Genomic DNA, 25,763 nt, shown 5'->3' on the forward strand with positions numbered 1-25,763 from the left:
GCGTTTGGAAAGTGCCGGAACAGGTGTTGGCCGTGCGGACGCCATCGCGAGCAGGCTCGCTCCCACAATGAACCTTTGTCGAACACAAAGGCTGTGCTCACTGAAGATCAAATGTGGGAGCGAGCCTGCTCGCGATGGCGGTGTGTCAGGCCGACCTGGCCATGATCAGTCCGGTCGCGCTCGCCGCTTCCAAACGGATCGCAATGAACTTCGAGGTCGGTGTGTGGCTGCCGTCACCAGTGCTTTCCAGCGGCACCAATGGGTTCACTTCCGGGTAATACGCAGCGGCTTGTCCGGCCGGAATGTCGAACGCCAGCAGTGTGAAGCCTTTGACGCGGCGCTCACGACCGTCATCCCAGATCGACACGATATCGGCCTTCTGCCCCGGTTTGAAGCCCAGGCGGATGATGTCGGCTTCGTTGACGAACAGCACGTCACGCTGACCCTTGACCCCACGATAACGGTCGTCGAGACCATAAATGGTGGTGTTGTACTGATCGTGAGAGCGCATCGATTGCATGATCAGGTCCGGCAGCTGTCCCGTGGCGCGAGTACGTTCGTGCACCAGATCGGCCGGCAGGATGTTTGGACGGAAATTGGCGCGGCCGGACGGGGTGTTCCAGCGGCGAGCACCGGCGCTGTTGCCCAGGTAGAAGCCGCCCGGGTTTTCGATCTTCTGATTGAAGTCGGTGAAACCTGGAATGGTGTCGGCAATCAGCTCGCGAATGCGGCGGTAGTCGGCCACCAGCCAGTTCCAGTCGACAGGCTTGGCGCCCAGGGTCGCAGCGGCGATTCCAGCGATGATCGACGGCTCCGAGCGCATTTGCTTCGACAACGGCTGCAACTGGCCATTGGAGGCGTGAACCATGCTGAACGAGTCTTCCACGGTCACCGCTTGCGCCCCTTCGGTTTGCAGGTCGATGTCGGTGCGGCCCAGGCACGGCAGGATCAGCGCTTCTTTACCGTGGGCCAGATGGCTGCGGTTGAGCTTGGTGCTGATCTGCACGGTGAGGTCGCAATTGCTCAGGGCCTGGAAGGTCCGTGGGCTGTCCGGGGTTGCCTGAGCGAAGTTACCGCCCAGGCCGATGAAGACTTTCGAGCGGCCATCGAGCATCGCGTGGATGGCCTCGACCACGTTGTGACCATTCTCGCGTGGCACTTTGAACTGGAAGCGCCGCTCCAGCGCATCGAGGAAGAACACCGGCGGGCGTTCGTTGATGCCCATGGTCCGGTCGCCTTGCACGTTGCTGTGCCCACGCACCGGGCACAGGCCCGCGCCAGGCCGGCCGATGTTGCCGCGCAGCAGCATCAGGTTGGCGATTTCCTGAATGGTCGGCACCGAGTGCCGGTGCTGGGTGATGCCCATGGCCCAGCACATGATCACGTTCTTGCCTTTGGCGTACATGCGCGCCGCTTGCTCGACCTCTTCCAGGGTCAGCCCGGACTGCTCGACGATCTGCTCCCATGGGGTGTCATCGATCTTGCCCAGGTAGTCGAGCACGCTGGCGGTGTGTTCGTTGAGGAAGTCGTGGTCGAACACCGATGGCGCGCCGCTCTGCTGCGCCTCGCGCTCCCATTGCAGCAGGAACTTGGCCATGCCGCGCAGCAGCGCCATGTCACCGCCCAACGCTGGACGGAAATACGCAGTGTTGGTGGGCTTGTCACCGTTGGTGAGCATTTCGATCGGGTGCTGCGGGTGCTGGAAACGTTCCAGGCCACGCTCTTTGAGCGGGTTGATGCACACCACCTGAGCGCCGCGCTTCACCGCTTCGCGCAGGGGTTCGAGCATCCGTGGGTGGTTGGTGCCGGGGTTCTGGCCCCAGACGAAAATCGCGTCCGCGTGCTCGAAGTCGTCGAAGGTCACGGTGCCTTTGCCGACGCCGACACTTTGCGCCAGGGCCACACCGCTGGCCTCGTGGCACATGTTCGAACAGTCGGGGAAGTTGTTGGTGCCAAAGGCCCGTACGAACAGCTGATACAGATACGCCGCTTCATTGCTGGCGCGGCCCGAGGTGTAGAACTCGGCCTGATCCGGGCTCGACAGGTTTTGCAGGTGTTTGCCGATCAGCGCAAACGCCGCGTCCCAACTGATGGGGGTGTAACGGTCGGTTTCGGCGTCGTAACTCATCGGCTCGGTCAGCCGGCCTTGATACTCGAGCCAGTAATCGCTCTGTTCCAGCAACGAGCTGACGCTGTGCTTGGCGAAGAAGGCGGCATCGACGCGGCGCTTGGTGGCTTCCCAGTTGACCGCCTTGGCGCCGTTTTCGCAGAACTTGACCATGCCGCTTTCCGGCGAATCACCCCAGGCGCAGCCCGGGCAGTCGAAGCCGCCGTTCTGGTTGGTCTTGAGCATCATGCGCAGGTTTTTCAGCGCGTTATCGCTGGTCAGCCACGCCTGGGCGACACTGATCAGTGCGCCCCAGCCACCGGCCGGGCCCTTGTAGGGCTTGTAGCGCGGGGTGGGTGTCTGGTCGGCTTGATGATGAGTCACGCTTGATTCTCCATCGCAGGGCTATAGACCCGCGGCGCACTTTTCTGCGGCAGGTGGATGAGATTGAGGTTGTGCCGGCGCGCCCATTGCAGGGCCAGGCCGGTGGGTGACGACAGGCTGACCAGGGTCTGAATGCCTGCGCGCAAAACTTTCTGGATCAGTTCGAGGCTGCAACGGCTGGTGACAATCGCCAGGCCGCCCGCTGTCGGGATGTTTTGCCGGATCAGTGCGCCGATCAGTTTGTCGAGGGCGTTGTGCCGGCCGATGTCTTCGCGGCCCAGCAGTAACTGGCCCTGGTTGTTCATGAACACCGCGGCATGCACCGCGCCGCAATGTTGGCCCAATGGCTGAAATTCACTGATGCGCTGGCGCAGGCCTTCAAGCCATTGCGCCGGCGGCAATGGCGCGCCGGGCAATACCTTGAGTTGCGGCAAGGCTTGCTCCACCGCTTCGACACCACAGAGCCCGCAACCGCTGGTGCCGGCCAGTTGCCGGCGTTGCTGCTTGAGGTTCCAGAACGCACGGCTGGCAATATTCACTTGCGCGTATTGCGCTGAACCTGCGCCACTGAGTTGCAGGTCATAGATGTCGGACACATCGTTGATGATCCCGCTGCCCAGGCTGAAACCGACGATGAAGTCCTCCAGGTCGGTCGGAGTGACTAGCATCACGGCCTGGCTGATGCCGTTGTAGGCAATCGCCAACGCCACTTCCTCAGCGAGCGTAGTGCTGGCTGATTCGCTGTGATCAAGGTTGCAGTACTGGTAGCTCTGACTGGCGGCGGGCGCGGGCGTTTCGAGGTCGGGCGTCGCGCAGGCCGGGCGCTGGGCGTTCATGGGCAATACCGGCGGTTTATCCAGCGCTAAGCCTAGGCGCGTCAATGTGTCACGTCTAATCGCTAATACTGATCTACCGATAGATGCCGTCGATCAAGAACTCATCGGTGATTTTTGATAAATCGCGAAGCAGGCTTCCGCCAGTGCCGAGCGCGGTGCACTGCGGCGCATGATCAGCCCCAGCCGGCCAAGGGTTTGCGCGTTTTCAATCGGTTGCAGACGCAAATGCTCGGTCAGTGCTTCGAGTCCGCCGTCCAATGGCATCACCGCGCAGCACAGGCCTCCATGCACGGCTTGTAACAATTGGTGCACGGCGTCGGTCTGCAAGAGTGGCTGCGGGCTAAGGCCACGGCTGTGGAAGTTGTGGTCGATGGACTGGCGAAAGTGCATGCCGCTGGTCAGCATACCCAGGGGCAACTCGATCAGTGCCTCCCAGCTCAAGGGTTTTTCACCGAAGCTGAAGAAGCGCTGGTCGTAAAGCAACCCCATGCGGGTTTCGCTGAAGACCAGTGAGTCGAAGCGCTCGTTGTCGAGGCGTTCAAGATAGGACACACCGAGGTCCAGGCGATTGTTCGCCAGTTGTTCGAGGATCTGCTCGGAGCTTAAGGCCGACAGTTCGAACAGCAGGTTCGGGTGTTCGGCGTGCAGCTGTCGCATCAGCGGCAGCGGATCGAAACTCGACAACGGCACCACACCCAGACGCAAGGTACCGACCAGATTGCCGCGACAGGCTGCGGCCTCGACCTGCAAACCGTCATAGGCCGCCAGCACGGTGCGCGCCCAGGCCAGCACGCGCTCGCCCGGCGCGGTGAACCCTTCAAAGCGCTGGCCGCGATTGACCAGCGGCAGATCGAGTTCTTCTTCAAGGCTGCGCAAGCGCATCGACAGGGTCGGTTGAGTGATGTGGCAACGCGCAGCCGCCTGGCCAAAGTGCCGGGTTTCGTCGAGGGCGATGAGGAATTTCAGCTGTTTGATGTCCATATTTAACCCGGCAGCCCTTCGATCAACTCGCGATAATCCCTCACCGCCGCAAACTCGGCCGTGTCTTTCGGTGCTTTGCGGCTGTCCGGCTGACTCACGGCCAACAAGTGCGCCACGCCAAAGTCCCGTGCACTGCGCAGGATCGGCAAGGTGTCGTCGATAAACAGACTGCGGCTTGGGTCGAAGTCGATGTCTGCGCGCAAGGCATCCCAGAATTGCGGGTTTTCCTTGGCGAAACCGTAATCGTGGGAGCTGATCAACCGCTCGAAATAGGGCGCCAGCTCGATTCTTTCCAGCTTCAGCGACAACGAGTCGCGGTGGGCGTTGGTGATCAAGACTACGCGCTTGCCAGCCTGTTTGATCGCGGCCAGAAAGGTATCGGCGTCCGGACGCAGAGCAATCAGATGAGCGGTTTCCAGTTTCAACTCGCGGACGGGGAGCTTCAGCTCGGCGCTCCAGAAGTCCAGGCAATACCACTTCAATTGACCGGCGTTACGTTCGAATAGCGGCTGCAATTCCAGCTCGGCCATGGCCCGACTGACACCGTGCAGCTCGGCATAACGCTTGGGCAGGTGTTCCATCCAGAAATGGTTGTCGTAGTGCAGGTCCAGCAGCGTGCCGTCCATATCCAGCAGAACGGTATCGATGTCGCGCCAGGGCAGTGATGGCATGGAAAACTTCTCGAACAGTAGAAAGATATCCGACACAAACAATCGGGAAAGCCGCGTTATAGTACCGCGTTCACGCCAAGGAGCCGCCATGCGCCAGAAACCCGAAGTATTAGCCCGCGAGATCGTCGCCACCAGCCGCTTGTTCTGCGTTGAACAGGTGCAACTGCGCTTCTCCAACGGCGTCGAGCGCACCTATGAGCGATTGGTTGGCAAGGGCGCCGGGTATGGCGCGGTAATGATCGTGGCAATGCTCGATTCCGACCACGCGGTGCTGGTCGAAGAATACTGCGGTGGAACCGATGCCTATGAAATGTCGCTGCCCAAGGGCCTGATCGAACCTGGCGAGGATGTGTTGGCAGCGGCCGAGCGCGAGCTCAAGGAAGAAGCCGGTTTTGGTGCGCGGCAACTGGAACATCTGACCGAGCTGTCGTTGTCGCCCGGTTACATGAGCCAGAAGATCCAGGTGGTGTTGGCGACTGACCTGTACGAAGAGCGTCTTGAGGGCGATGAGCCGGAGCCGATGCGCGTGGACCGGGTCAATCTGCGGGAGTTGGCGGCGCTGGCGCAGAACCCGCAGTTCACCGAAGGTCGCGCCTTGGCGGCGTTGTACCTGGCCCGCGATCTGCTGACCCAGCGCGGGGAGTTTCAACCATGAGTGATTTCCCTCAGGTTCATCCTTTGCTGGCTCCAGTGGTTGAGCTGGCGCTGAACGCCGGTGAGGTCATCCTGCCGTTCTGGCGCACAGGCACGGCCGTGACCGCCAAGGCTGACGATTCGCCGGTCACCGCAGCCGACCTGGCCGCTCATCATCTGATTCTGGCGGGGCTGACGGCGCTTGATCCGAGCATCCCGGTGCTCTCGGAAGAAGATGCCAACATCCCGCAAGCCGTGCGCGCTGGTTGGCAGCGCTGGTGGCTGGTTGACCCGCTGGATGGCACCAAGGAGTTCATTTGCGGCAGTGAAGAGTTCACCGTCAATATTGCGCTGATCGAACAGGGGCGCGTGGTGTTCGGTGTGGTTTCGATGCCGACCAACGGCCGCTGCTACTTCGGTGGTGCCGGGCTCGGGGCCTGGCGTGCCGACAGGGATGCTGCGCCGTTGCCGATTCAGGTTCGCGAAGCACCTGCTGCCGGTGAAGCTTTCACGGTGGTTGCCAGTCGTCGACATTCAAGCCCTGAGCAGGAGCGCTTGCTCGCAGGCTTGAGCGATAGCCTGGGTGAGTTGCAACTGGCCAATATCGGCAGTTCGCTGAAGTTCTGCTTGCTGGCGGAAGGTGCGGCCGATTGTTATCCACGCTTGGCGCCGACCTCGCAATGGGACACGGCTGCCGCGCAGGGCGTGCTCGAAGGTGCAGGTGGCGAGGTGCTGGAATTGAGCGGTGAGCCGTTCAGCTATCCGGCGCGAGAGTCCCTGTTAAACAGTTTCTTCCTGGCGTTGCCGGCCAAGGCCGCGTGGCGCGAGAAACTGCTGGAACTGGCTCGTTCCTGAGCACACCGCAACTTTGTGGCGAGGGAGCTTGCTCCCGCTGGGTCGCGAAGCGGCCCTAAAATTAACCACCGCTCAGTGTCAGGTAAAACTCATAGCCTGAATTGCGACTGCTGCGCCCGAACGCGGACCGGCCGACGGGAGCAAGCTCCCTCGCCACAGGTTCTGTGTAAACCTCGGCTCATCGCCTGCAATGGGGTTTACCGGTGCAACACATACTGCCCGGTAAACGTCACCGCATTCTCATCGCTGTCGACATTGACGATTCGCGTATGCAACGTCAGGCGTGCCCGGCCATAACGCTGGTACATGGTCAAAAACTTCTTCCACACCGCCGCACTCGGTGCAGCACAAATGGCCACCGCGTCGCGGGTGACCGGTAGTGGATAGCTGATCTGGCCTTCCTGAATCACAATGTGCCCGTCCTCGACACCTTCTTCGCGCAGGCGCAAATGCAGCCAGCCCCAACCCGCCAGCACTGCGCCGCAGTACAGGCTGCCGCCAAACATGGTGCTCTTGTGATTGACGTTCGCCGCCAGCGGCAAGTGCAGGCGCAGTTGCTGTGACTGCCAGTCGAGCACCTTGAGGCCCATGTCCCGTGTGAGGGGAATGTCGTGGTGAAGGACTGATTCCAGGTGGCGACTGTCGCGGTTCATGCACGGGCCTCGGGATTTGGGACGCTTATGTGAAGGTTAGTCGGCGCGACTCAATCGAGTTCGTCGGCGTTGCTGTTGGCACCAGCGCCATCGGCGAAGTTCAAGCCGTGTTTGCGCAGTTTGTCATGCAGGGTTTTACGCGGAACACCCAACGCTTCGGCGACGCTGCGCAGTGAACTATGAGCGCGCGCCAGCTCGGCGGCGATCAGGTTCTTTTCGAAGCTTTCCACTTGCTCGCTCAGATTACCGCTGGGCACTGCGCTGTGCGGCGCAGGGCTGCCGTCCGGAGCGGTGTTGTCCAGCGCGAGTTCCAGGCCCAGGGCGAAGCGTTCGGCGGCATTTTGCAGCTCACGGACGTTGCCCGGCCAGGTATGGCGCAGCAGCAGGGCCCGTTGTCCGGGTTGCAGTTCGTGGGGCGGCAGGCCGTGGCGCTCACTGGCTTCGTTGGCAAAGTGCTGGAACAGTATCAACGCGTCTTCGCCTCGTTCGCGCAGCGGCGGAATGCGCAGCGGCGCGACGTTCAGGCGGTAGTACAAGTCAGCGCGAAAACGCCCCTGATCTGCCGATTGACGCAGGTCTTCCTTGGTCGCGGCGATGATTCGGATGTCCAGCGGGATCAACTGATTACCGCCCAAACGCTCGACCACCCGCTCTTGCAGCAAACGCAGCAATTTCACCTGCACATCCAGGCTCATGCTTTCGATTTCATCGAGGAACAGCGTGCCGCCGTTGGCGAATTCGAATTTGCCGATACGGCGCTTTTGCGCGCCGGTGAAGGCGCCGGGTTCGTGGCCGAACAGTTCGCTTTCGACCACCGATTCGGCCAGCGCCCCGGCGTTGATCGCCACAAACGGGCCATTGCGGCGGTTCGACAGGTCGTGCAGGGCGCGGGCCACCACTTCCTTGCCGGCACCGGTTTCACCGAGGATCAGCACGTCGGCCTTGGTCGGTGCCAAGGCGCCGATCTGTTCGCGCAGGCGCAGCATCGGTGCCGATTGCCCGACCAGTCGCGTACTGAGCTCATTGCGGTCGCTCAGGGCCAGCCGCAGGCTGCGGTTATCCAGCACCAATTGGCGCAGGGCCAGAGCGCGGCGCACGCTGTCGAGCAACGCATCGCTGGCGAACGGTTTTTCGAGGAAGTCATAAGCGCCGGCACGCATTGCCTGCACCGCCAACGGCACATCACCGTGGCCGGTGATCAGCAGCACCGGCAGCTCCGGGTCCTGGGCATGCAATTCGCTCAACAGTTCGAGGCCGTCCATACCGGGCATGCGAATGTCGCTGACCACCACGCCCGGCCAGTCGCGCTCAAGGCACGAGGCGAGCCCTTTGGCTTCGGCCAATGGCAGGATTTTCAGACCGGCGAGGTCCAGCGTCTGGCTCAGGGCCTGACGCAGATGCGGATCGTCGTCGATCAACACCACTTGAATCCGATTGTCGACGTTGCTCATTCACTGCGGTCCTCGGACGGTTGCAGACTTACACCGGGTGCGCCCGCGCGCAGCCGCAGGGTGATCAGGGCGCCGCCTTCCTTGTGGTTGGCGAACGACAGTTCACCGCCGAAGGCGCGCATCAGGGTGTCGCAGATGGCCAAGCCCAACCCAAGGCCCTGAGTGCGGGTCTTGGTGGTGTAGAACGGCTCGCCGGCGCGGCCGAGGGCTTCCATGCAGAACCCCGGGCCGTTATCGCGAATGTACAGGTTGACGCCGTCGGCGGTGGATTCGGCACTCAACCAGAGTTTGCGTGGCGGGCCTTTTTCGGTCAGGGCGTCGAGGGCGTTGGCCAGCAGGTTGCCAAGCACCTGGCGCAGACGGGTTTCGCCAGCCTCGACCCACAGTGTGGCGGCCGGCAAGTCGCGGATCAGCTCGACTTCCATTGCCCGCCTGCGCTTGGCCAGCAACGCCAGTGCATCGTCCAGCGCCGGTTGCAGCGCGACGCTTTCCGGGGCGTGACGGTCGCGGCGGGCGAAGGCGCGCAGGTGGGCGATGATCGAGGCCATGCGCCCGGTCAGTTCGCTGATCAACTTAAGGTTGCCACGGGCATCGTCGGTGCGCTGATGGTCGAGCAGCACTTCGGCGTTTTCCGCGTAGCTGCGAATCGCTGCCAGCGGTTGATTGAGCTCATGGCTGATGCTCGCCGACATGGTGCCCAGCGCCGAGAGCTTGCCGGCCTGGACCAGATCATCCTGGGCACGCACCAGTTCCTGTTGCGCCTGCTCGCGTTCCAGTACTTCTTGCTTGAGGCGTCGGTTGAGACCTTCGAGGTCACTGGTTCTTTCGGCAACGCGCGCTTCCAGTTCGCGGCGGGTCTTGGCTTCGAAGGCGATGCGCTGCAGGTAGTGACGACGGCGTTGCATCAGCAGCCCCAGCAGCAACATCAACACCAACAACGCGGCCCCGCCGATGGCCACCACCGTGCGCACCGGGCGGTCGATCAGGGTTCTGGGTGCGAGAATGCTGACGCTCCAGCCGGTTTCCGCGATCTGCTGAGTCTGGGTCAGCCAAGCGTCCGGGTTGAGGTTCAGTGGTTGCGGATCACGGGTCGGGTAGGGTTGGACGGCGGTGATCGCCTGGCGTTCCTCGTCACTCAGCGGGCGGGTCGCCCTGAAGCGCCAATCCGGGCGTGAGGTGATGATGACCACCCCGTTGTGGTCAGTCAGCAGCAGTTGTTCCGGAGTTTTGCCCCAGAGGCTCTCAGTGAGGTCGAGGTCGACCTTGACCACCAGGACGCCGATGATCCGTTCACCATCATGCACGGCGGCGGCAAAGAAATAGCCGCGTTTGGCGGAGGTGGTGCCCTGGCCGAAAAAACGCCCGAGGCGACCTTGCATGGCTTCGCTGAAATACGGCCGGAAGGCAAAGTTACGTCCGACAAAACTGTCGTGTTTGTCCCAGTTGGAGGCCGCCAGGGTCTTGCCGCTGGTGTCCATCAGGTACATGACTTCGGCGCCGGTCTGGGCGCGAATGTCCTTGAGCAGACGGTTGGCGTTATCCGTGGTGAGCTGCTGACGTGGCGCGGCGAGAACGGCGCGCAAGGCCGGCAGATCACCGAGGATCTGCGGTAACACCTCATAACGGTGCAGGGTCCCCAGCAGGTTGGCGACGTAGAGGTCCAGCGTCTGCCGGTTCTGCCCGGCCAGTTCGCTGCGGTAATACCGCTCGGCCAAGTGCTCCAATGGCCACAGCAATGGCGCCAGACACAGGGCGAGCAGAGCCAGGCTACGCCAGCGGGGGCTGCGGGGGAGAGGTGGAGTCATAAGCATCGAGCGCCTGAAGGTACAGGCGCATTATGCCTAGGGTCTGTTGACGTTTGGTGGCGGTCGTCACCAAACGTCAACAGAGCCTAGCCTTGTTCGGCAAGACACTCGCGCAACGCGTCACGCCAGTCGGGCTGACTGACCTGCCATTGCTGTTGCAGAAGGCGGCAATCGAGTCGCGAGTTCAATGGGCGAACGGCGGGCGTCGGGTAGTCGCTGCTGGGGATCGCTTCCAGGCTCGCGCAGGTCTTGTGCTGCGCCTGCACATGTTCGGCGATGGCCTGGGCAAACCCGAACCATGAAGTCTCGCCCCGAGCGGTCAGGTGGTAAGTGCCCCAGGCACCGGGCTGCCCCGATTGCCAGCGCTCGATCAAGGCGCGTGTGCTGATGGCGATGGTGCCGGCCCAGGTCGGTGCGCCGATCTGGTCGGCGACGATGCGCAGGTGCGGCTTCTCTTGCAGCAACCGTTGCATGGTCAGCAGGAAATTACGCCCATGGTTCGAGTAGACCCAACTGGTGCGCAGTATCAGGTGCTGACCGTTGACGGCGCGGATGGCCTGTTCGCCGGCCAGTTTGCTGGCGCCATAGACGCCCAGCGGGTGCGGTTCGTCGGTCTCGGTGTAGGGCGAGGTTTTGCGGCCGTCGAACACGTAGTCGGTTGAGTAGTGAATCAGCGGGATGCCCAGTTCCAGAGCCTGCTCGGCGAATACTCCAGGGGCCGTGGCGTTGATCGAAAATGCCAGCTCGGGTTCGCTTTCCGCTTGATCGACAGCCGTATGTGCGGCGGCATTGATGATCAGATCCGGACGCACGGCATGAACCTGCTGGCGGATCTGATCTGGATGCGCCAGGTCGAGCTGGTCGCGCCCCAGCACGATCAGTTCACCCAGATCACCCAAGCGTTTTTGCAGCTCACGGGAGACCTGGCCATGCTGGCCGCTGATGAGGATTTTGAGAGGCGCGCTCATGGGAACAGATCGGCCTCTTGCAAGGATTTTCCGGTTTGATCCTTCGCCGAGAGTTGCGGTGCCTCGTCAAGCTGCCAGTCGATGGCCAGTGTCGGGTCATTCCAGTTGATGCAGCGCTCGGCACTGGGGACGTAGTAATCGGTCGTTTTGTACAAAAACTCGGCGTAATCGCTCAGCACCAGAAAACCGTGGGCAAATCCTTCGGGGATCCACAGTTGACGGTTGTTTTGGGCCGACAGACGGACGCTGGCCCAGCGCCCGAAATTCGGCGAGCTGCGGCGGATGTCCACTGCCACATCAAGTACCTCGCCGGCGGTGACCCGCACGAGTTTTCCCTGGGTGTGCTCCAGCTGATAGTGCAGGCCACGCAGCACGCCTTTTCGCGAGCGCGAGTGGTTGTCTTGAACGAACTCGCGCTTGAGTCCAGTCGCTTCCTCGAACGCACGCGCATTGAAGCTTTCGTAAAAGAAACCGCGCTCGTCGCCAAAGACCTTCGGCTCGATAATCAGAACGCCGGTCAGGTCGGTGGGGATCACCTTCATTGCTCTTCTCCAGCAATGGTAAACAGGTATTGGCCGTAGCCGGTTTTGCCAAAGTAGCGTGCCCGCTCAAGCAAATATTCGTGACTGATCCAGCCGTTCTGGTAGGCAATCTCTTCGAGGCAGGCGACTTTCAGACCTTGGCGATGCTCGATGGTCTGTACGTACTGCGAGGCTTCCAACAGGCTGTCGTGGGTGCCGGTATCGAGCCAGGCGAAGCCCCGACCGAAACGTTCCACCTGCAGGTCGCCGCGTTGCAGGTATGCGTTGTTGATGTCGGTGATTTCCAGCTCGCCACGGGCGGAAGGTTTCACGGCCTTGGCAATGTTGATCACATCGTTGTCGTAGAAGTAGAGCCCTGTGACGGCGTAACTGGACTTGGGTTTTTGTGGTTTTTCTTCGATCGACAGCGCACGCCCTTCGCTATCGAAGTCAATCACTCCGAACCGTTGAGGGTCCTTGACCCAATAGCCGAAAACGGTGGCACCTTTTGTCTTGCGAGCGGCGCTGTGCAGTTGCCCACCGAAGTGCGAGCCATGGAAAATATTGTCGCCCAGGATCAGGCACACCGAATCGTCACCAATAAACTCTTCGCCAATCAGAAATGCCTGCGCCAGACCATCCGGAGACGGTTGCTCGGCATAGCTGAAATTCACCCCGAACTGACTGCCGTCGCCCAGCAGATTGCGGTATTGCGGCAGGTCCTGGGGGGTGGAAATCACCAGGATGTCTTTGATGCCCGCCAGCATCAGGACCGAGATCGGGTAATAGATCATCGGTTTGTCGTAGACCGGCAGCAGCTGTTTGGATATCCCGAGTGTGATCGGGTGCAGGCGAGTACCAGAGCCGCCTGCCAGAACAATGCCCTTCATCATGCGATCAAGTCCTTGAAGTCAGTGAAGCCCAGTCGCTGGCCTTGATAGCTGCCATCCTGGACCCGGTGGCACCATTCCAGATTATCGAGGTACCACTGCACGGTTTTACGCAGACCACTGGCGAAGGTTTCTTCGGGCACCCAACCCAGTTCGCGTTCGATTTTGCTGGCATCGATGGCGTAACGCTGGTCGTGGCCGGGACGGTCTTCGACGAACGTGATCAGGTCGGCGAAGTGCGCGACACCTTCAGGTTTTTGCGGCGCCAACTCTTCCAGCAGATTGCAGATGCTGCGGACCACGTCGATGTTTTTCTGTTCGTTGTGGCCGCCGATGTTGTACGTCTCACCGACTACGCCGCGGGTCACCACAGTGAGCAGCGCGCGAGCATGATCGTCGACAAACAGCCAGTCGCGCACTTGCAGGCCGTTGCCATATACCGGCAGCGGCTTCCCGGCCAAGGCGTTGAGAATCACCAGCGGGATCAGCTTCTCGGGGAAATGGAACGGGCCGTAATTGTTCGAGCAGTTGGTCAGCAACACCGGCAAACCGTAGGTGCGCTGCCAGGCGCGGACCAAATGGTCGGACGCCGCTTTGCTGGCGGAGTACGGCGAGCTCGGCGCATAGGGTGTCGTTTCGGTGAACAGGTCGTCGACGCCATGCAGGTCGCCATACACTTCGTCGGTGGAAATGTGGTGAAAGCGAAAGGCGCTTTTCTCAGGTTCGGCCAGGTTCTGCCAGTAGGCGCGAGTGGCTTCCAACAGGCTGTAGGTGCCGACAATGTTGGTCTGGATGAAATCCGACGGGCCATCGATGGAGCGGTCGACATGGGACTCGGCCGCCAGGTGCATGATCGCGTGCGGCTGGAACCGCGCCAGTACCGCGCTGACGGTAGCCTGGTCGACGATATCGGCCTGCACGAACTCATAACGGGTATTGGTGGCGATACTGCTCAGCGACTCCAGGTTGCCGGCGTAGGTCAGCTTGTCCAGGTTGAGCACTTCATGTTCAGTGTGTCGGATCAGGTGGCGAACCAGCGCCGAGCCGATAAAGCCGGCACCGCCGGTGATGAGAATGCGCATGTGGAGTTGCCTTTTTCCGTCAAACGATAAGCGTATGGATCATAGCTTGTCGGCAGGAGGGGGGCGGCACAAGAGGGGTGTTGGTCGGATTTTGGTTTTTGTAGGGTTTTGTTGACCTGCGGGAGGGGGCAGCGTGCGTAAACCGCACTCCTGAATCACACAGCACGCATTCCGGAGCATAGGTATCTATACAACTTTGAAATACATACGGTGAAGGATTACGTCCGTAGCAGCTGCCGAGCTCGCGAGGCTGCGTTCGGGGACGAAGTCCTCGCAAATCCTGCATACGTGGTTTGCTTGAAAGAACGCTTTGCCTGATTTACGACCGCTTCGTCCGAACGCAGCCTCGGCAACTGCGGGAGTTGGAGCAGAAAGATGTGCAGATACTCAGGCTGCGATGGTGGTCGCACATGTACCCAAAAGCGAATTGTCCTAGCCGAAAAGCTCAGGGTTCTCTGCACGAAAGGTTTTAAAGGTTTTGTATCTCCAGCGCTCTTTCTCGCTGCCATCATCCGCTTCATCGACTTCGCCGAAGTACCAATGCTCGGATTCAAACGTTTGTCCGTCTTCATCCTTGTGAATGAAGTGGAACCCCACTTCATTCATTCCAGCAGGGACGGTTAAACGCCATTCAGTGGCGAGGCTCTTGTCAGTGATGCGGGTTTGGCAGAACTGCTCGTAGTCGAACGGCAATACATGACCGCGATAACGACTCATGTCGGTGTAAATGCAGATTTCACTGGAGAACATGTCGGGTGTGATGATTGACGCGACTATTCGGCAGTTGATGGTTTCTTCGGGTCTGGCCTGAAGCAGGTGATGGGCTGCATTGATGAGTTGTTGAGCGCATTCCTTTTGAATGGCGAAGGTGGTTTGTTTCCCTTCAACCAAGGTTTCCAGGACCGGAACTTTTCGGTTTGCGTAGCCTTGTTCCACAGGGAGCTCGTCCGGGAAGTAACCTTCGTAGCTGGCCGCCCAGGCAGCAAGGGCGCGGAGGCGGCGTGGGATGTTGCGGACTTTTTTGTCTGAGAGTGCAATTCGGCGCATTGGGAGTTTTCTTTCTATTAGGTTCATTCAGCTCAAGCGAAGCTGGTTAAAAAAAGCTCCAGATCTCTGGGTAGTCTTGTTGAGCAGGCTTTCTCTAGGTCACAAATCTGTTGCTCCGTGAGTCGGTAGTCAAAGGCGCACTCATCGGCATGGCGCCACCCCATGATCGGCATTAGTTCTGTTGCAGTAAGGGGAAGCTCCTTCTCAAAGGTAGGAAAGTCTTCATCGTGCGGAACGCCCATCAGCATGTGTTTCATGGTTCTATCCACCTTATTGGGTCACATCTTTCGTTTGCCTGTCTTCACCATTGATCCCTATAGGCAAATCCCAATTGATAGTCGTGAGCGCTTAGGTCAATGGTGTGGCTAAAGTAAGGTTGAATGAGTGCTACCCACTCAGCCGGCACATTGAAAACCCCTTGATTCACTGTGTTTTCAGGTAGCAGGCCCAATGATTCGATGACTGCGCCGTCGTCGCCAAAGTCCTGTGAGTAAATTTCTCCTTCACAAAACTCGGTAGTTTTGTTGAACCAGTGCAACTTCAATTTCAAGCCCATATCGATCTCACATGTATTTTTTGATGTTCCGGTCTTTTTTGTTTGAAGGTGATATTCAACGCATAGAGTTCGATTCTATCCGGGGCGTTTTTAATTTATGCTGGTCCAGTAAGCCCGTCGATTGATTTCAGGGCAGTCGGAAGGCAATCTGGTAATCATAGGCGGCAGTATTGATTCGATGGTTGAAATAGGATTGAAGTATTGAAATCCATTCAGGTCGAACGTTATATCCACCATCGAATATTTGGTACTCGTTGAAAAGCCCTAATGATGCAAGTACGGACTCATCGTTTTCGATGATGAGGGAAAGTTCTTCCCCTAATCCTAGGTCGTTGACTTTGTCATACCACTCAAGTCTTATTTTTAAGCTCATACCATTCTCCTCACATGAATTTTTTGATATTGCGTTTTTTGTTCGGAGGCTTTCTCTGCTCGCCTGTCACATGATCGAAAGCCCCGAGATGGCTACCATCACTGGTCCTATAGACTTCGAGTTCTTCTTCTGCCGAGTCCCATTCAAAGAATCTTCTGTTTTTTGCATCCGTCCAGCGATCACGTAAACCTGCTCCTCCTTGTTTGGGAGTCATCTTTTTTGCACGTCTTAAACCAGGAAAACCAGTTATTTGCTCTGTAGTTGGTGCGCAGAGGTAGTCGTGATCAGGATTTGTTAGTCGCTTCCTTTCACTCACCACCACATAAAGCGGCCGCACCCCCGAGTCCGCCGGGAATACCAGAATGAAATCCTGATACTCCGGTGGGTAAATCGGGTTCACCAGAATGCTGTTGCTCGCCTCGGTGGGCGGGTAGACCCAGAGGGTGGGTGCTTGCGGCGCGGCTTCCAGTGCGGGGATGCCGAGGGTGTCGGCGGGGTCGATGGCCGGGGTCCAGATCAGTTCCAGGCCTTCGCCGAATACGGCGACCTGTTGGGCTGCGCGTGTCTGGAACTGAATGACCGGGATCCGTTGCCAGTCAGCGTTGTTGCCGGTGTAGAAGCCGTAACCCTTGAGGGTGCCGTCGGCCTGTTGCTCGATGTTCAGGCGCACCCGTGAGTTGGCTTGTTTGAGTGAGCGCAGTTGTTCTTCGGTATAGAGCGCGCTGTCGCCGAGTTCGGAGGGCCAAATGAGCGCCACGATGCCTGTCAGCAGGCCGGCAGCAACCGTTCCGCCAGTTGCTACCGCAGTCGTGCTGATTGATGAACTTGCCAGTGCTAACGCACCCAACCCCACAGGCAATGCGCTGCCGCTGATTTTCTTCAGCGGCAACGCGCCGGAACTATCGACCTCCCGACCACCCAATAACGCGTAGTCGCCGTAGTCCTTCAACGAATCCAGAGGTACGAAACCGGAGGGATTGGCGTAGTTGATGATGCCGTCCGGCAACTTGCAGGACTTGGTGAAGACACAGCCCCGCGGGGTGATGGGGGTGGGGACAGCGGACCGACTCACCGGCAAATCGGCAATTGGCGGATACAGATCGGGTGGGGGCGGCGGCTGCAAAATGCGGCGGCGCAGCTGTTCTTTGTGCGTCAGCGGGTATGAGCGTTCTGGCATGTGCGGCGGGCTTCCCTGTCCATGGAAGGCAGCCTAGGGGCGTGAGAAAGCGCCGAACATTCCTCGGGTTCGACACGCTGCGTGGGAAAGTTCACCGCTGTGTGGCTTGGCTTGAAAGCACCCACCCTTACTGATCACTGACCGGTATAAGGGGGTTGCGTATCGCAGTCAGCAGTGGCGATATAGACGCCTTATAAAAATTCCAGGGGTCGTTGTATGTTGCTCGCCACGTTGATTCACCGCGCCAGTCTGCCCAGCCCGCACGTCACCGAGCAGCAAGCGCAGGAGCTGCTGCGTGAGCACTACGGCCTGAGCGGGACGCTGCAGTCGTTGGGCAGCCAGCAGGACCTCAACTACCGGCTCGACAGCGACCAGGGCCGTTTCGTCTTCAAAATCTGCCGTGGTGACTATGCGGCGCTGGAGCTGCACGCCCAGCACGCGGCCCTCAAGCACCTGGGCACGCAGCCTGGGCTGCATGTACCACGGGTGATCCCAGCGAAAAACGGTGAGGACCTGCTGACCCTGGAATTTGCCGGTCAATCACTTCACGTGCGCTTGCTCGACTACATCGAAGGTCAATCGCTGACCCACCTCAAACACCTCGGCCATGAACTGGTCGCCGGCCTCGGCCAGCTCTGCGGCGAAATGGACCTGGCGCTGGCCGGGTTCGAGCACCCGGGGCTTGAGCGCACCTTGCAGTGGGACGCCCGGCACGCCAATGCGTTGATCAACCACCTGCTGCCAGTGATCAGCGACGAGCGCCAGCGGGCATTGATCGCCGAGGCCGCGCAACACGCCGAACGGCGTTTGCAGCCACTGGTGGCGAAGTTGCCGGTGCAAGCCATTCACATGGACATCACCGATGACAACGTGGTCTGGCAACGGGATCAGCAACGTCACTGGCAGTTGCAGGGCGTCATCGACTTTGGCGATCTGATTCGTACCTGGCGCATTACCGATTTGTCGGTGACCTGCGCCGCGCTGCTGCACCATGCCGACGGCGACCCGCTGTGCATTCTCCCGGCGGTGCAGGCTTACCACGCAGTCAATCCGTTGGAGCACGAAGAGCTGCAGGCGCTGTGGCCACTGATCGTCGCGCGCGCGGCGGTGCTGGTGCTCAGCGGTGAGCAGCAGGTCAGCATCGATCCGCAGAATCAGTACAGTCGCGACAATCTGAACCACGAGTGGGAGATTTTCCGAGTCGCGACCTCGGTACCGTTTGAGTTGATGGAAGCGGCCATTCTGGTGGCGGTCGACCAGTCGCTGCCGGTGATTGCCAGTCAGGGTTTTGCGCCATTGTTGCCGAGTCTGGTGGGCCGCGAGTTTGCCTTGATCGATCTCGGTGTCCTGAGTCCGCATTTCGAAGCGGGTAACTGGGAGCAGGACGGCATCGACCAACGTCTGTTGGTCGAAGCGGCGGCAGCCCATGGTTTGGCGGCCAGTCGTTACGGGCAATACCGTTTATCGCGGACGCGTCCGGACAGCGCCGTCGAGCCGGACACCTGTCCGCTGCACGTCGACTTGCGGGTGCCACACGGGACGGCAGTGGAGGCACCGTTTGCTGGCGTCGTGCACGTGGCCGCTGACGGCCGCTTGCAACTGGACAGCGCACAGTTGAGCGTGCGCCTGTGGGGTGTCCATCCCTCGCTACATACGGGTGCGGCCGTGCTCAAAGGGCAGGTGCTGGGCGAGGTCGGCGGTGCGTTGCGGGTTCAACTGAGCCGTGGCGCCGAGCTGAATCCACCGCTGTTTTGCACGCCGTCCCGCGCACCTGCCTGGCAGGCGTTGTGCCCATCACCCGCGGCATTATTGGGGCTGGCCTGCGACGCGGAGGCCGAACTCGATCCGCACACCTTGCTGGCGCGTCGTGACGCAAGTTTTGCCCGTTCGCAAAAACACTATTACGTCGATCCCCCGCGCATCGAGCGTGGCTGGCGCAATCACCTGATCGACATGCAGGGTCGCTCCTACCTGGACATGCTCAACAACGTGGCCGTGCTCGGTCACGGCCATCCACGCATGGCGGCCGAGGCCAGCCGTCAGTGGTCGTTGCTCAACACCAACTCGCGTTTCCACTACGCGGCCATCGCCGAGTTTTCCGAGCGCTTGCTGGCGCTGGCCCCGGACTCGATGGATCGGGTGTTTCTGGTCAACAGCGGCACCGAGGCCAATGACCTGGCCATTCGCCTGGCGTGGGCCTACAGCGGCGGTCGCGACATGCTCAGCGTACTCGAGGCGTATCACGGCTGGTCGGTGGCCGCCGACGCGGTGTCGACGTCAATTGCCGATAACCCTCAAGCCCTCAGCAGCCGCCCGGACTGGGTTCACCCGGTGACCGCGCCGAACACCTACCGTGGCGAATTCCGTGGTCTCGACAGCGCGCCGGATTACGTGCGCAGCGTCGAACACAACCTGGCGAAGATTGCCGAGCAGAAGCGGCAATTGGCAGGTTTCATCTGCGAGCCGGTCTACGGCAACGCCGGAGGGATCTCGCTGCCGCCGGGTTACTTGAAACAGGTTTACGCGCTGGTCCGCGCCCAAGGTGGCGTGTGTATCGCCGACGAAGTGCAGGTCGGTTATGGCCGTATGGGCAAGTTCTTCTGGGGCTTCGAAGAGCAAGGCGTGGTGCCGGACATCATCACCATGGCCAAGGGCATGGGTAACGGCCAGCCATTGGGCGCGGTCATTACCCGACGTGAAATCGCCGAAGCGCTGGAGGCCGAAGGCTATTTCTTCTCGTCGGCTGGCGGCAGCCCGGTCAGTTGCCGCATCGGTATGGCGGTGCTGGATGTGATGAAGGAAGAAAAGCTTTGGGAAAACGCCCAGGTCGTTGGCGGGTATTTCAAGGAGCGGCTTGAGGCGTTGATCGACCGTCATCCACTGGTGGGCGCGGTGCATGGCTCTGGCTTCTATCTGGGCGTGGAGCTGATTCGCAACCGCGAAACCCTGGAGCCGGCAACGGAAGAAACCACCGCGCTGTGCGACCGCTTGCGCGAGTTGGGGATTTTCATGCAACCGACGGGCGATTACCTGAACATCCTCAAGATCAAACCACCGATGGTGACCTCGCGACACAGCGTGGATTTCTTTGTCGATACCCTGTCAAAGGTGTTGGACGAAGGCCTGTAAACACATCCCCCCCTGTGGGAGCGAGCCTGCTCGCGATGAGGCCAGTAGATCCAATATCAATGTTGACTGTCAGACCGTTATCGCGAGCAGGAATGGTGTTTAAATTCGATTGTTATCGGGATTAAATAGAGTTATTTAGACGGATGGATGTTTTATCGCTTTAAAAGCCGATTTTTATCGGCTATAAAGTCGTCTAACGCCACGGCACGAATCACCACGCCTGGTCGTTACCATTTCTGTCATCGGTCGATGCCACAATCGACCCTCGAACATCCGCCCAGGAGATGATTCATGAGCCGTATCGTTACTGTCGCCGCTACCCAGATGGCTTGTTCCTGGGACCTTGAAGCCAACATCGAGACCGCAGAGAAGCTGGTCCGTGAAGCTGCAGCCAAAGGCGCACAGATCATCCTGATCCAGGAACTGTTCGAGAGCCCGTACTTCTGCCAGAAGCCGAACCCTGACTACCTGCAACTGGCCACTTCGGCCTCCGAAAACGTGGCCATCAAGCACTTCCAGAAAGTTGCCAAGGAACTGCAAGTCGTGCTGCCGATCAGCTTCTTCGAACTGGCCGGCCGTGCGCGTTTCAACAGCATCGCAATCATCGATGCCGATGGCAGCAACCTCGGGGTTTATCGTAAGAGCCACATCCCGGACGGTCCTGGCTACCACGAAAAGTACTACTTCAACCCGGGTGATACCGGCTTCAAAGTCTGGAACACCCGTTACGCGAAAATCGGCGTGGGCATCTGCTGGGATCAGTGGTTCCCGGAGTGCGCCCGCAGCATGGCGTTGCTGGGCGCGGAAATCCTGTTCTACCCAACTGCCATCGGCAGCGAACCGCACGACAAGACCATTTCGTCCCGCGACCACTGGCAGCGCGTTCAGCAAGGCCATGCCGGTGCCAACCTGATGCCGCTGATCGCCAGCAACCGCATCGGTAATGAAGAACAGGACGGCTACGACATCACCTTCTACGGCTCCTCGTTCATCGCCAACCAGTTCGGCGAGAAAGTCCAGGAACTCAACGAAACCGAAGAGGGCGTTCTGGTTCAGAGCTTCGACCTCGACGAACTGGAGCACATCCGCAGTGCCTGGGGTTCGTTCCGTGACCGTCGCCCGAACCTGTACGGCGCGATTAAAACCCTCGACGGTTCCCTGGAGTCCTGATCGCCATGACCACTTTGCACAGCACACCTCGCGCCGATGGTTTTTACATGCCCGCCGAGTGGGCGACCCAGACCCAGGCCTGGATGGTCTGGCCGGAGCGCCCGGACAACTGGCGCCTGGGTGGCAAGCCGGCGCAGGCCGCTCACGTTGCAGTGGCCAAGGCCATCGCGCGGTTTGAGCCGGTGACCGTTGCCGTGTCGGCAGCCCAGTACGAAAACGCCCGGGCGCGTCTGGACGTGCCAAATATTCGCCTCGTCGAGATGTCCAGCGACGACGCCTGGGTCCGTGATACCGGCCCGACGTTCGTCATCGACAACTGCGGCGAAGTCCGGGGTGTCGACTGGGACTTCAACGCCTGGGGCGGCTTCGATGGGGGTCTGTATTCGCCGTGGAATCGTGATTCGCAAGTGGCCGGCAAGATCCTTGAGATCGAGCGCAGCCCGCGTTATCGCACCGAGGGTTTCGTGCTCGAAGGCGGTTCGATTCACGTCGATGGCGAAGGCACGCTGATCACCACCGAAGAGTGCCTGTTGAACCGCAATCGCAATCCGCACATGAACCGTGCCGACATCGAAGCGGTGCTCAGCGCACGGTTGGCTGTGGATAAAATCATCTGGCTGCCGGACGGTCTGTTCAACGACGAGACCGACGGTCATGTGGATAACTTCTGCTGCTACGTGCGTCCCGGTGAAGTGCTGTTGGCATGGACCGACGACCCGCAGGACCCGAACTACCCACGTTGCCAGGCGGCGATGAACGTGCTGCAAAGCAGCAAAGACGCTAAGGGTCGCCCATTCACGGTGCACAAAATGCCGATTCCGGGGCCGCTTTACGCGACCGAGGAAGAATGTGCGGGTGTCGACCCGGTGGACGGCACTCAGGAGCGTAACCCTTCGGTGCGCCTGGCCGGTTCCTACGTGAACTTCCTGATCGTCAACGGCGGCATCATTGCGCCGAGCTTTGATGATCCGCTGGACACACAAGCCAAGGAAATCCTTCAGAGCCTGTTCCCGCAGCACGAAGTGGTGATGGTGCCGGGGCGTGAACTGTTACTGGGTGGCGGCAATATCCATTGCCTTACCCAGCAACAGCCCGCACCGCACAAAGGTTGAGTGGAGTTGTAACAACCGACGGCACTGGATTGATGGGGGCTATGCCCGGTTTATTCGAGTGACCCCTATCTAGCCCGCAGCCCTTATGGACTGCGGTTTTTTTTATGTCCATGCGTCGGCCAGGCTGGCACATTGGCATAGCTCTTGTATCTGTCTGAGAGTAATTCTCGGGAATGTAGAACTGCGTTGTTCTGTCATAAACCTTGGATAAGTTAGCCGCTCACAAACCAGGAGAGAGCGCCGGAAATGAATATGGTCAGCGAGCGGGCATCGCATCCCTTGGTAATGAATGGCGAATCGCTTCAGGTGCTGGCGCAATGGTTGAAATCCAACGGAACGCGACAGGTCAGAGAACCTGACCCGCGCAGGATGATGATCGAGCGCTACCCAGCTGGTTTGTTCAGTGAGGCAGAACTTGAAGCCTTGTGGGATGTGATGGAAGGATAGAAAGCAAAGGATTGGTAAAGCGCTGCCCCGGATGGCAGCGCTTTTTTTTGCTTTTTAAAAACTCCAGGTCCCGGTTTGGTCTAGCCTACAGGGGCCCAAACACCCCATTCGACCGATCTGCGAAACAGACTAGAAGCCAATCCGGCGTTTTTCGCTCATCGACAGAGGAATAGTCTGCCGGCATCGAATTCCTACGACTTTGCTGGAGCTTTCCATGTCTACCGCAACCCTTCATTACATCTACGATCCTCTGTGCGGCTGGTGCTATGGTGCCAAGCCTTTGGTACAAGCGGCCCAGGCAGTTTTGCCGGTGATCGCCCATGGCGGCGGCATGATGACCGGCGCTAACCGACAGACGGTTTCGCCTCAACTGCGCGACTATGTGATGCCCCACGACCGACGCATCGCCGAGTACACCGGGCAACCGTTTGGTGAGGCGTATTTCGAAGGCTTGCTGCGTGATCACACTGCGGTGTTCGATTCAGCGCCACCGATTGCTGCCGTGCTGGCTGCTGAGCAACTCGCCGGACGTGGCCTGGAACTGCTGGGGCGTCTGCAGAGCGCGCACTACGTGGAAGGTCGGCGGATTGCCGATGAAGCAGTGCTGCTGGAACTGGCTGTGTCGATTGGCATGGAAGCAGAATCCTTCAAGCGCGAGTTCAAGGATGCACTGGCGAACGAAACCCAGGACCACATCAAGAAAAGTCGCGCATTGTTGGCGCAGGTGGGTGGCCAGGGCTTCCCGACACTGGCGCTGGAACAGGACGGTCAATTCAGCCTGGTCGATATCGGCCCATGGCTCGGCAAACCAGAAGCGTTTGCGGCCTGGTTGAGCCAATCGGTCACCACCTTGGCGAGCGAATCCACTTCCCCGGTTCAGGCCTGTGGCCTGGACGGTTGTGCTCACTGATTTCACTCACCTTGCGCGGAGCGACCCATGGATAACCTGAGCTTGATCAAAAGCACCTACGAAGGTGCCAACTCCCAGGAAAACGCACGCAACACCGCCGCCGCGTTGGCCACCGATGCACAATGGACCGAAGCCGCAGGGTTTCCCTACGCCGGAACCTATGTCGGTTTCGACGCTATCGTCGAGAATGTCTTCAAACGTCTGGGCACTGAATGGGGAAATTTTCAGTTCACGGTCGAGAGCTATGTCGCGCAGGGCGACAAGGTATTTGCATACGGAAATTACAGCGGAATTTACAAGGCAACGGGCCGACCGATGAACGCCCGAGTCGCACATTTGTGGACCCTGGCAAACGGAAAAGTCACCCATTTCGAGCAGTTCGTCGACAGCCATACCGTGCAGTTGGCGATCGCTGACCAGTAAGTTCTTAGACGATTTTCGCCTAATCACAGACGATTCACGAAATTGACACATCGTTATGGGCGCGGCTAGGATTCGCGCCAACGCCTGTGGCCAGCCGCCACGATTTCAAAAAACAATAAGGGCCTGCCTCGCTTTTGCGTGGGCGGGCCTTTTGTTTTGGAATGAAAAAAGAGCGCCATAGCAGCCATTTCAGCCACCGGTCACAGCGCGTATCAACCCGTAATAAGGAAAATAACATGTTGAACAAGCGGATCGGTCTGATCGCTCTGGGGATTTTTAGCGCCACTCAAGCCATGGCTAACGACCAGGCAGAGTCCAAGGGTTTTGTGGAAGACAGCAGCCTGAAAGTGCTGTTGCGCAACGCCTACATCAATCGCGATTACAAGGACGGTAACCCAGACAAGGCCGAGTGGGGCCAGGCTGCCATCGGCACCTTCTCCTCGGGTTTCACCCAAGGCACCGTGGGTGTCGGTGTTGATGCCTTCGGTCTATACGCTCTGCGCCTCGATGGCGGCAAGGGCCGTAGCGGTGCCGGCGGTATCGATTTCTTCAAACAAGGCGACAGCGGCGAAGCAGCCGATGACCTGTCCAAGGCTGGCGCGGCGGTAAAATTCCGTCTGTCCAACACCGTGCTGACCTACGGTGACCAGATGCCGGCCCTGCCGGTGCTGAACTACGACAACTCCCGTCTGCTGCCTGAAAGCTACACCGGCACCTTGATCACCTCCAAGGAGATCAAAGGCCTGGAGCTGAACGCTGGCCGTTTCACCGCCGAATCGCGCAAGAGCGCCGAAGGCCGTGACAGCGGTGGTCTGAAGTCGATCAACGTGTTGGGCGGTAGCTACCAGTTCACCGAACAGTTCAAAGGTGCGTTCTACGCGTCCAACGTTGAAGACGTCCTGAAGAAGCAGTACGTGAACCTGAACTACGCATTCCCGCTGGCCACCGATCAGTCCCTGACCCTGGACTTCAACGGCTACCAGACCAAGCTGGACAAGTCTTACGCCCTTGATCACGCCACCGAAGGCCAGGACAACAAAATCTGGAGCCTGGCGGCAACCTTCGTCACCGGCCCGCACTCGTTCACCCTCGCGCACCAGCGCAGCACCGGTGACAGCAACCTCGGCTACCCGTACGGCGGCTATCAGAAAGACCAGGGTCGTGTCGGGGACGGTGGCAACACCATTTACCTGGCCAACTCCTACTGGTCCGACTTCAACGCTGAAGACGAACGCAGCTGGCAGCTGGGCTACGGCCTCGACTTCGGCGCCTTCGGCGTTCCAGGCCTGACCTACAACGTGGCTTACGTGCGTGGCGACAACATCACCACCTCCACCAGCACCGGCGGCACCGAGCGCGAAATCTTCAACCAGTTCAAGTACGTGGTCCAAAGCGGCCCGGCCAAGGACCTGAGCGTGAAAGTGCGCAGTTCCGTCCTGCGCGTGTCGCAAAAATCCAGCGAATACAACGTCAGCGGCAACGAAGTGCGTGTGTTTGTGGATTACCCGATTAACATCTTCTGATGATCGGCTGAGTTTTTCAGACTCAATAGAAACCCCGACTGGTTCGGGGTTTTTTTATG

At 59.6% G+C, this 25,763-nt stretch carries 25 protein-coding genes; 9 read left to right on the forward strand and 16 right to left on the reverse strand.

What is annotated here, in order from left to right; genetic code table 11:
• Window positions 1–145: 145 nt before the first annotated feature.
• The 4 genes from NTD87_RS07640 to yrfG all read right to left on the reverse strand — a co-directional run bounded on the left by NTD87_RS07640 (window position 146) and on the right by yrfG (window position 4,979).
• A complete protein-coding gene (locus NTD87_RS07640) occupies window positions 146–2,491 on the reverse strand; it encodes an FdhF/YdeP family oxidoreductase (protein ID WP_262113023.1) in 2,346 nt (781 codons plus the stop codon).
• A complete protein-coding gene (gene fdhD, locus NTD87_RS07645) occupies window positions 2,488–3,327 on the reverse strand; it encodes a formate dehydrogenase accessory sulfurtransferase FdhD (protein WP_262113025.1) in 840 nt (279 codons plus the stop codon). The genes NTD87_RS07640 and fdhD overlap by 4 nt, the downstream gene beginning before the upstream one ends.
• 93 nt (window positions 3,328–3,420) lie before the next feature.
• Window positions 3,421–4,308 (reverse strand): LysR family transcriptional regulator, encoded by an 888-nt coding sequence (locus NTD87_RS07650; RefSeq protein ID WP_262113026.1) that lies wholly within the window; start codon window positions 4,306–4,308, stop codon window positions 3,421–3,423.
• A 2-nt stretch (window positions 4,309–4,310) separates the two neighbouring features.
• Complete coding sequence (yrfG, locus tag NTD87_RS07655; RefSeq protein ID WP_262113027.1) at window positions 4,311–4,979, reverse strand: GMP/IMP nucleotidase; 669 nt, start codon at window positions 4,977–4,979, stop codon at window positions 4,311–4,313.
• 88 nt (window positions 4,980–5,067) lie between these two features.
• Here yrfG and nudE point away from each other — a divergent pair, with 88 nt between their 5' ends.
• Window positions 5,068–5,634 carry an ADP compounds hydrolase NudE gene (nudE, locus tag NTD87_RS07660; protein WP_262113029.1) on the forward strand — a complete coding sequence of 189 codons (567 nt, stop codon included), beginning with the start codon at window positions 5,068–5,070 and terminating at the stop codon, window positions 5,632–5,634.
• Window positions 5,631–6,467: a 3'(2'),5'-bisphosphate nucleotidase CysQ gene (gene cysQ / locus NTD87_RS07665; protein WP_262113030.1), complete on the forward strand. Its 837-nt coding sequence runs from the start codon at window positions 5,631–5,633 to the stop codon at window positions 6,465–6,467. The genes nudE and cysQ overlap by 4 nt, the downstream gene beginning before the upstream one ends.
• Before the next feature lie 197 nt (window positions 6,468–6,664).
• Here the strand turns inward: cysQ and NTD87_RS07670 are convergent, their stop codons facing one another.
• From NTD87_RS07670 to NTD87_RS07725, 12 genes are all read right to left on the reverse strand, one after another.
• The gene (locus tag NTD87_RS07670; protein ID WP_262113032.1) at window positions 6,665–7,120 is read right to left on the reverse strand and encodes a thioesterase domain-containing protein; all 456 of its coding nucleotides are present in this window, start codon (window positions 7,118–7,120) and stop codon (window positions 6,665–6,667) included.
• 50 nt (window positions 7,121–7,170) lie between these two features.
• Window positions 7,171–8,571: a sigma-54-dependent transcriptional regulator gene (locus NTD87_RS07675; protein WP_262113034.1), complete on the reverse strand. Its 1,401-nt coding sequence runs from the start codon at window positions 8,569–8,571 to the stop codon at window positions 7,171–7,173.
• Window positions 8,568–10,376, reverse strand: coding sequence for an ATP-binding protein (locus NTD87_RS07680; protein ID WP_262113035.1), 1,809 nt, complete (start codon window positions 10,374–10,376; stop codon window positions 8,568–8,570). Before NTD87_RS07680 ends, NTD87_RS07675 begins: the two co-directional genes overlap by 4 nt.
• A gap of 86 nt (window positions 10,377–10,462) precedes the next feature.
• Window positions 10,463–11,344, reverse strand: a complete 882-nt coding sequence (rfbD, locus tag NTD87_RS07685) for a dTDP-4-dehydrorhamnose reductase (RefSeq protein ID WP_262113037.1) — start codon at window positions 11,342–11,344, stop codon at window positions 10,463–10,465.
• Entirely contained in the window at window positions 11,341–11,886 is a 546-nt protein-coding gene (gene rfbC / locus NTD87_RS07690) for a dTDP-4-dehydrorhamnose 3,5-epimerase (protein ID WP_262113039.1), read from the reverse strand. The genes rfbD and rfbC overlap by 4 nt, the downstream gene beginning before the upstream one ends.
• A complete protein-coding gene (gene rfbA / locus NTD87_RS07695) occupies window positions 11,883–12,758 on the reverse strand; it encodes a glucose-1-phosphate thymidylyltransferase RfbA (RefSeq protein ID WP_262113040.1) in 876 nt (291 codons plus the stop codon). The genes rfbC and rfbA overlap by 4 nt, the downstream gene beginning before the upstream one ends.
• On the reverse strand, window positions 12,755–13,837 hold the full coding sequence (gene rfbB, locus NTD87_RS07700) for a dTDP-glucose 4,6-dehydratase (protein WP_262113042.1): 1,083 nt from the start codon (window positions 13,835–13,837) through the stop codon (window positions 12,755–12,757). The genes rfbA and rfbB overlap by 4 nt, the downstream gene beginning before the upstream one ends.
• Window positions 13,838–14,269: 432 nt before the next feature.
• Window positions 14,270–14,884, reverse strand: a complete 615-nt coding sequence (locus NTD87_RS07705; RefSeq protein WP_262113043.1) for a DUF3916 domain-containing protein — start codon at window positions 14,882–14,884, stop codon at window positions 14,270–14,272.
• Between the two features lie 32 nt (window positions 14,885–14,916).
• Window positions 14,917–15,141 (reverse strand): hypothetical protein, encoded by a 225-nt coding sequence (locus tag NTD87_RS07710; RefSeq protein WP_262113045.1) that lies wholly within the window; start codon window positions 15,139–15,141, stop codon window positions 14,917–14,919.
• Between the two features lie 44 nt (window positions 15,142–15,185).
• Complete coding sequence (locus tag NTD87_RS07715; RefSeq protein ID WP_262113047.1) at window positions 15,186–15,440, reverse strand: cloacin immunity family protein; 255 nt, start codon at window positions 15,438–15,440, stop codon at window positions 15,186–15,188.
• A 127-nt stretch (window positions 15,441–15,567) separates the two neighbouring features.
• Entirely contained in the window at window positions 15,568–15,813 is a 246-nt protein-coding gene (locus NTD87_RS07720; RefSeq protein WP_262113049.1) for a cloacin immunity family protein, read from the reverse strand.
• Between the two features lie 10 nt (window positions 15,814–15,823).
• Window positions 15,824–16,990, reverse strand: a complete 1,167-nt coding sequence (locus NTD87_RS07725; RefSeq protein ID WP_262113050.1) for an S-type pyocin domain-containing protein — start codon at window positions 16,988–16,990, stop codon at window positions 15,824–15,826.
• A gap of 216 nt (window positions 16,991–17,206) precedes the next feature.
• Between NTD87_RS07725 and NTD87_RS07730 the strand changes: the two genes are divergently transcribed.
• From NTD87_RS07730 to NTD87_RS07760, 7 genes are all read left to right on the forward strand, one after another.
• Window positions 17,207–20,119 (forward strand): aminotransferase, encoded by a 2,913-nt coding sequence (locus NTD87_RS07730; protein WP_262113051.1) that lies wholly within the window; start codon window positions 17,207–17,209, stop codon window positions 20,117–20,119.
• Window positions 20,120–20,410: 291 nt separating this feature from the next.
• Window positions 20,411–21,289, forward strand: a complete 879-nt coding sequence (gene aguB / locus NTD87_RS07735; protein WP_262113053.1) for an N-carbamoylputrescine amidase — start codon at window positions 20,411–20,413, stop codon at window positions 21,287–21,289.
• A gap of 5 nt (window positions 21,290–21,294) precedes the next feature.
• Window positions 21,295–22,401 (forward strand): agmatine deiminase, encoded by a 1,107-nt coding sequence (aguA, locus tag NTD87_RS07740; RefSeq protein WP_262113055.1) that lies wholly within the window; start codon window positions 21,295–21,297, stop codon window positions 22,399–22,401.
• Between the two features lie 246 nt (window positions 22,402–22,647).
• On the forward strand, window positions 22,648–22,848 hold the full coding sequence (locus tag NTD87_RS07745) for a hypothetical protein (RefSeq protein WP_262113057.1): 201 nt from the start codon (window positions 22,648–22,650) through the stop codon (window positions 22,846–22,848).
• Between the two features lie 214 nt (window positions 22,849–23,062).
• Window positions 23,063–23,758, forward strand: a complete 696-nt coding sequence (locus NTD87_RS07750; protein ID WP_262113058.1) for a DsbA family protein — start codon at window positions 23,063–23,065, stop codon at window positions 23,756–23,758.
• Window positions 23,759–23,785: 27 nt separating this feature from the next.
• Window positions 23,786–24,181, forward strand: coding sequence for a nuclear transport factor 2 family protein (locus NTD87_RS07755; protein WP_262113060.1), 396 nt, complete (start codon window positions 23,786–23,788; stop codon window positions 24,179–24,181).
• A gap of 236 nt (window positions 24,182–24,417) precedes the next feature.
• Window positions 24,418–25,704 (forward strand): OprD family porin, encoded by a 1,287-nt coding sequence (locus tag NTD87_RS07760; protein WP_262113061.1) that lies wholly within the window; start codon window positions 24,418–24,420, stop codon window positions 25,702–25,704.
• The last annotated feature ends 59 nt before the right edge of the window (window positions 25,705–25,763 follow it).

The organism is Pseudomonas sp. 6D_7.1_Bac1, from assembly GCF_025465945.1.
In the GTDB taxonomy this organism is placed as follows: Bacteria; Pseudomonadota; Gammaproteobacteria; order Pseudomonadales; family Pseudomonadaceae; genus Aquipseudomonas.

Excerpts from the sequence above, each read along its gene's own strand:
- fdhD (WP_262113025.1), bottom strand. The coding sequence starts at position 3,327 with ATGAACGCCCAGCGCCCGGCCTGCGCGACGCCCGACCTCGAAACGCCC.
- NTD87_RS07650 (WP_262113026.1), bottom strand. The coding sequence starts at position 4,308 with ATGGACATCAAACAGCTGAAATTCCTCATCGCCCTCGACGAAACCCGG.
- yrfG (WP_262113027.1), bottom strand. The coding sequence starts at position 4,979 with ATGCCATCACTGCCCTGGCGCGACATCGATACCGTTCTGCTGGATATG.
- nudE (WP_262113029.1), top strand. The coding sequence starts at position 5,068 with ATGCGCCAGAAACCCGAAGTATTAGCCCGCGAGATCGTCGCCACCAGC.
- cysQ (WP_262113030.1), top strand. The coding sequence starts at position 5,631 with ATGAGTGATTTCCCTCAGGTTCATCCTTTGCTGGCTCCAGTGGTTGAG.
- NTD87_RS07670 (WP_262113032.1), bottom strand. The coding sequence starts at position 7,120 with ATGAACCGCGACAGTCGCCACCTGGAATCAGTCCTTCACCACGACATT.
- NTD87_RS07675 (WP_262113034.1), bottom strand. The coding sequence starts at position 8,571 with ATGAGCAACGTCGACAATCGGATTCAAGTGGTGTTGATCGACGACGAT.
- NTD87_RS07680 (WP_262113035.1), bottom strand. The coding sequence starts at position 10,376 with ATGACTCCACCTCTCCCCCGCAGCCCCCGCTGGCGTAGCCTGGCTCTG.
- rfbD (WP_262113037.1), bottom strand. The coding sequence starts at position 11,344 with ATGAGCGCGCCTCTCAAAATCCTCATCAGCGGCCAGCATGGCCAGGTC.
- rfbC (WP_262113039.1), bottom strand. The coding sequence starts at position 11,886 with ATGAAGGTGATCCCCACCGACCTGACCGGCGTTCTGATTATCGAGCCG.
- rfbA (WP_262113040.1), bottom strand. The coding sequence starts at position 12,758 with ATGATGAAGGGCATTGTTCTGGCAGGCGGCTCTGGTACTCGCCTGCAC.
- rfbB (WP_262113042.1), bottom strand. The coding sequence starts at position 13,837 with ATGCGCATTCTCATCACCGGCGGTGCCGGCTTTATCGGCTCGGCGCTG.
- NTD87_RS07705 (WP_262113043.1), bottom strand. The coding sequence starts at position 14,884 with ATGCGCCGAATTGCACTCTCAGACAAAAAAGTCCGCAACATCCCACGC.
- NTD87_RS07710 (WP_262113045.1), bottom strand. The coding sequence starts at position 15,141 with ATGAAACACATGCTGATGGGCGTTCCGCACGATGAAGACTTTCCTACC.
- NTD87_RS07715 (WP_262113047.1), bottom strand. The coding sequence starts at position 15,440 with ATGGGCTTGAAATTGAAGTTGCACTGGTTCAACAAAACTACCGAGTTT.
- NTD87_RS07720 (WP_262113049.1), bottom strand. The coding sequence starts at position 15,813 with ATGAGCTTAAAAATAAGACTTGAGTGGTATGACAAAGTCAACGACCTA.
- NTD87_RS07725 (WP_262113050.1), bottom strand. The coding sequence starts at position 16,990 with ATGCCAGAACGCTCATACCCGCTGACGCACAAAGAACAGCTGCGCCGC.
- NTD87_RS07730 (WP_262113051.1), top strand. The coding sequence starts at position 17,207 with ATGTTGCTCGCCACGTTGATTCACCGCGCCAGTCTGCCCAGCCCGCAC.
- aguB (WP_262113053.1), top strand. The coding sequence starts at position 20,411 with ATGAGCCGTATCGTTACTGTCGCCGCTACCCAGATGGCTTGTTCCTGG.
- aguA (WP_262113055.1), top strand. The coding sequence starts at position 21,295 with ATGACCACTTTGCACAGCACACCTCGCGCCGATGGTTTTTACATGCCC.
- NTD87_RS07745 (WP_262113057.1), top strand. The coding sequence starts at position 22,648 with ATGAATATGGTCAGCGAGCGGGCATCGCATCCCTTGGTAATGAATGGC.
- NTD87_RS07750 (WP_262113058.1), top strand. The coding sequence starts at position 23,063 with ATGTCTACCGCAACCCTTCATTACATCTACGATCCTCTGTGCGGCTGG.
- NTD87_RS07755 (WP_262113060.1), top strand. The coding sequence starts at position 23,786 with ATGGATAACCTGAGCTTGATCAAAAGCACCTACGAAGGTGCCAACTCC.
- NTD87_RS07760 (WP_262113061.1), top strand. The coding sequence starts at position 24,418 with ATGTTGAACAAGCGGATCGGTCTGATCGCTCTGGGGATTTTTAGCGCC.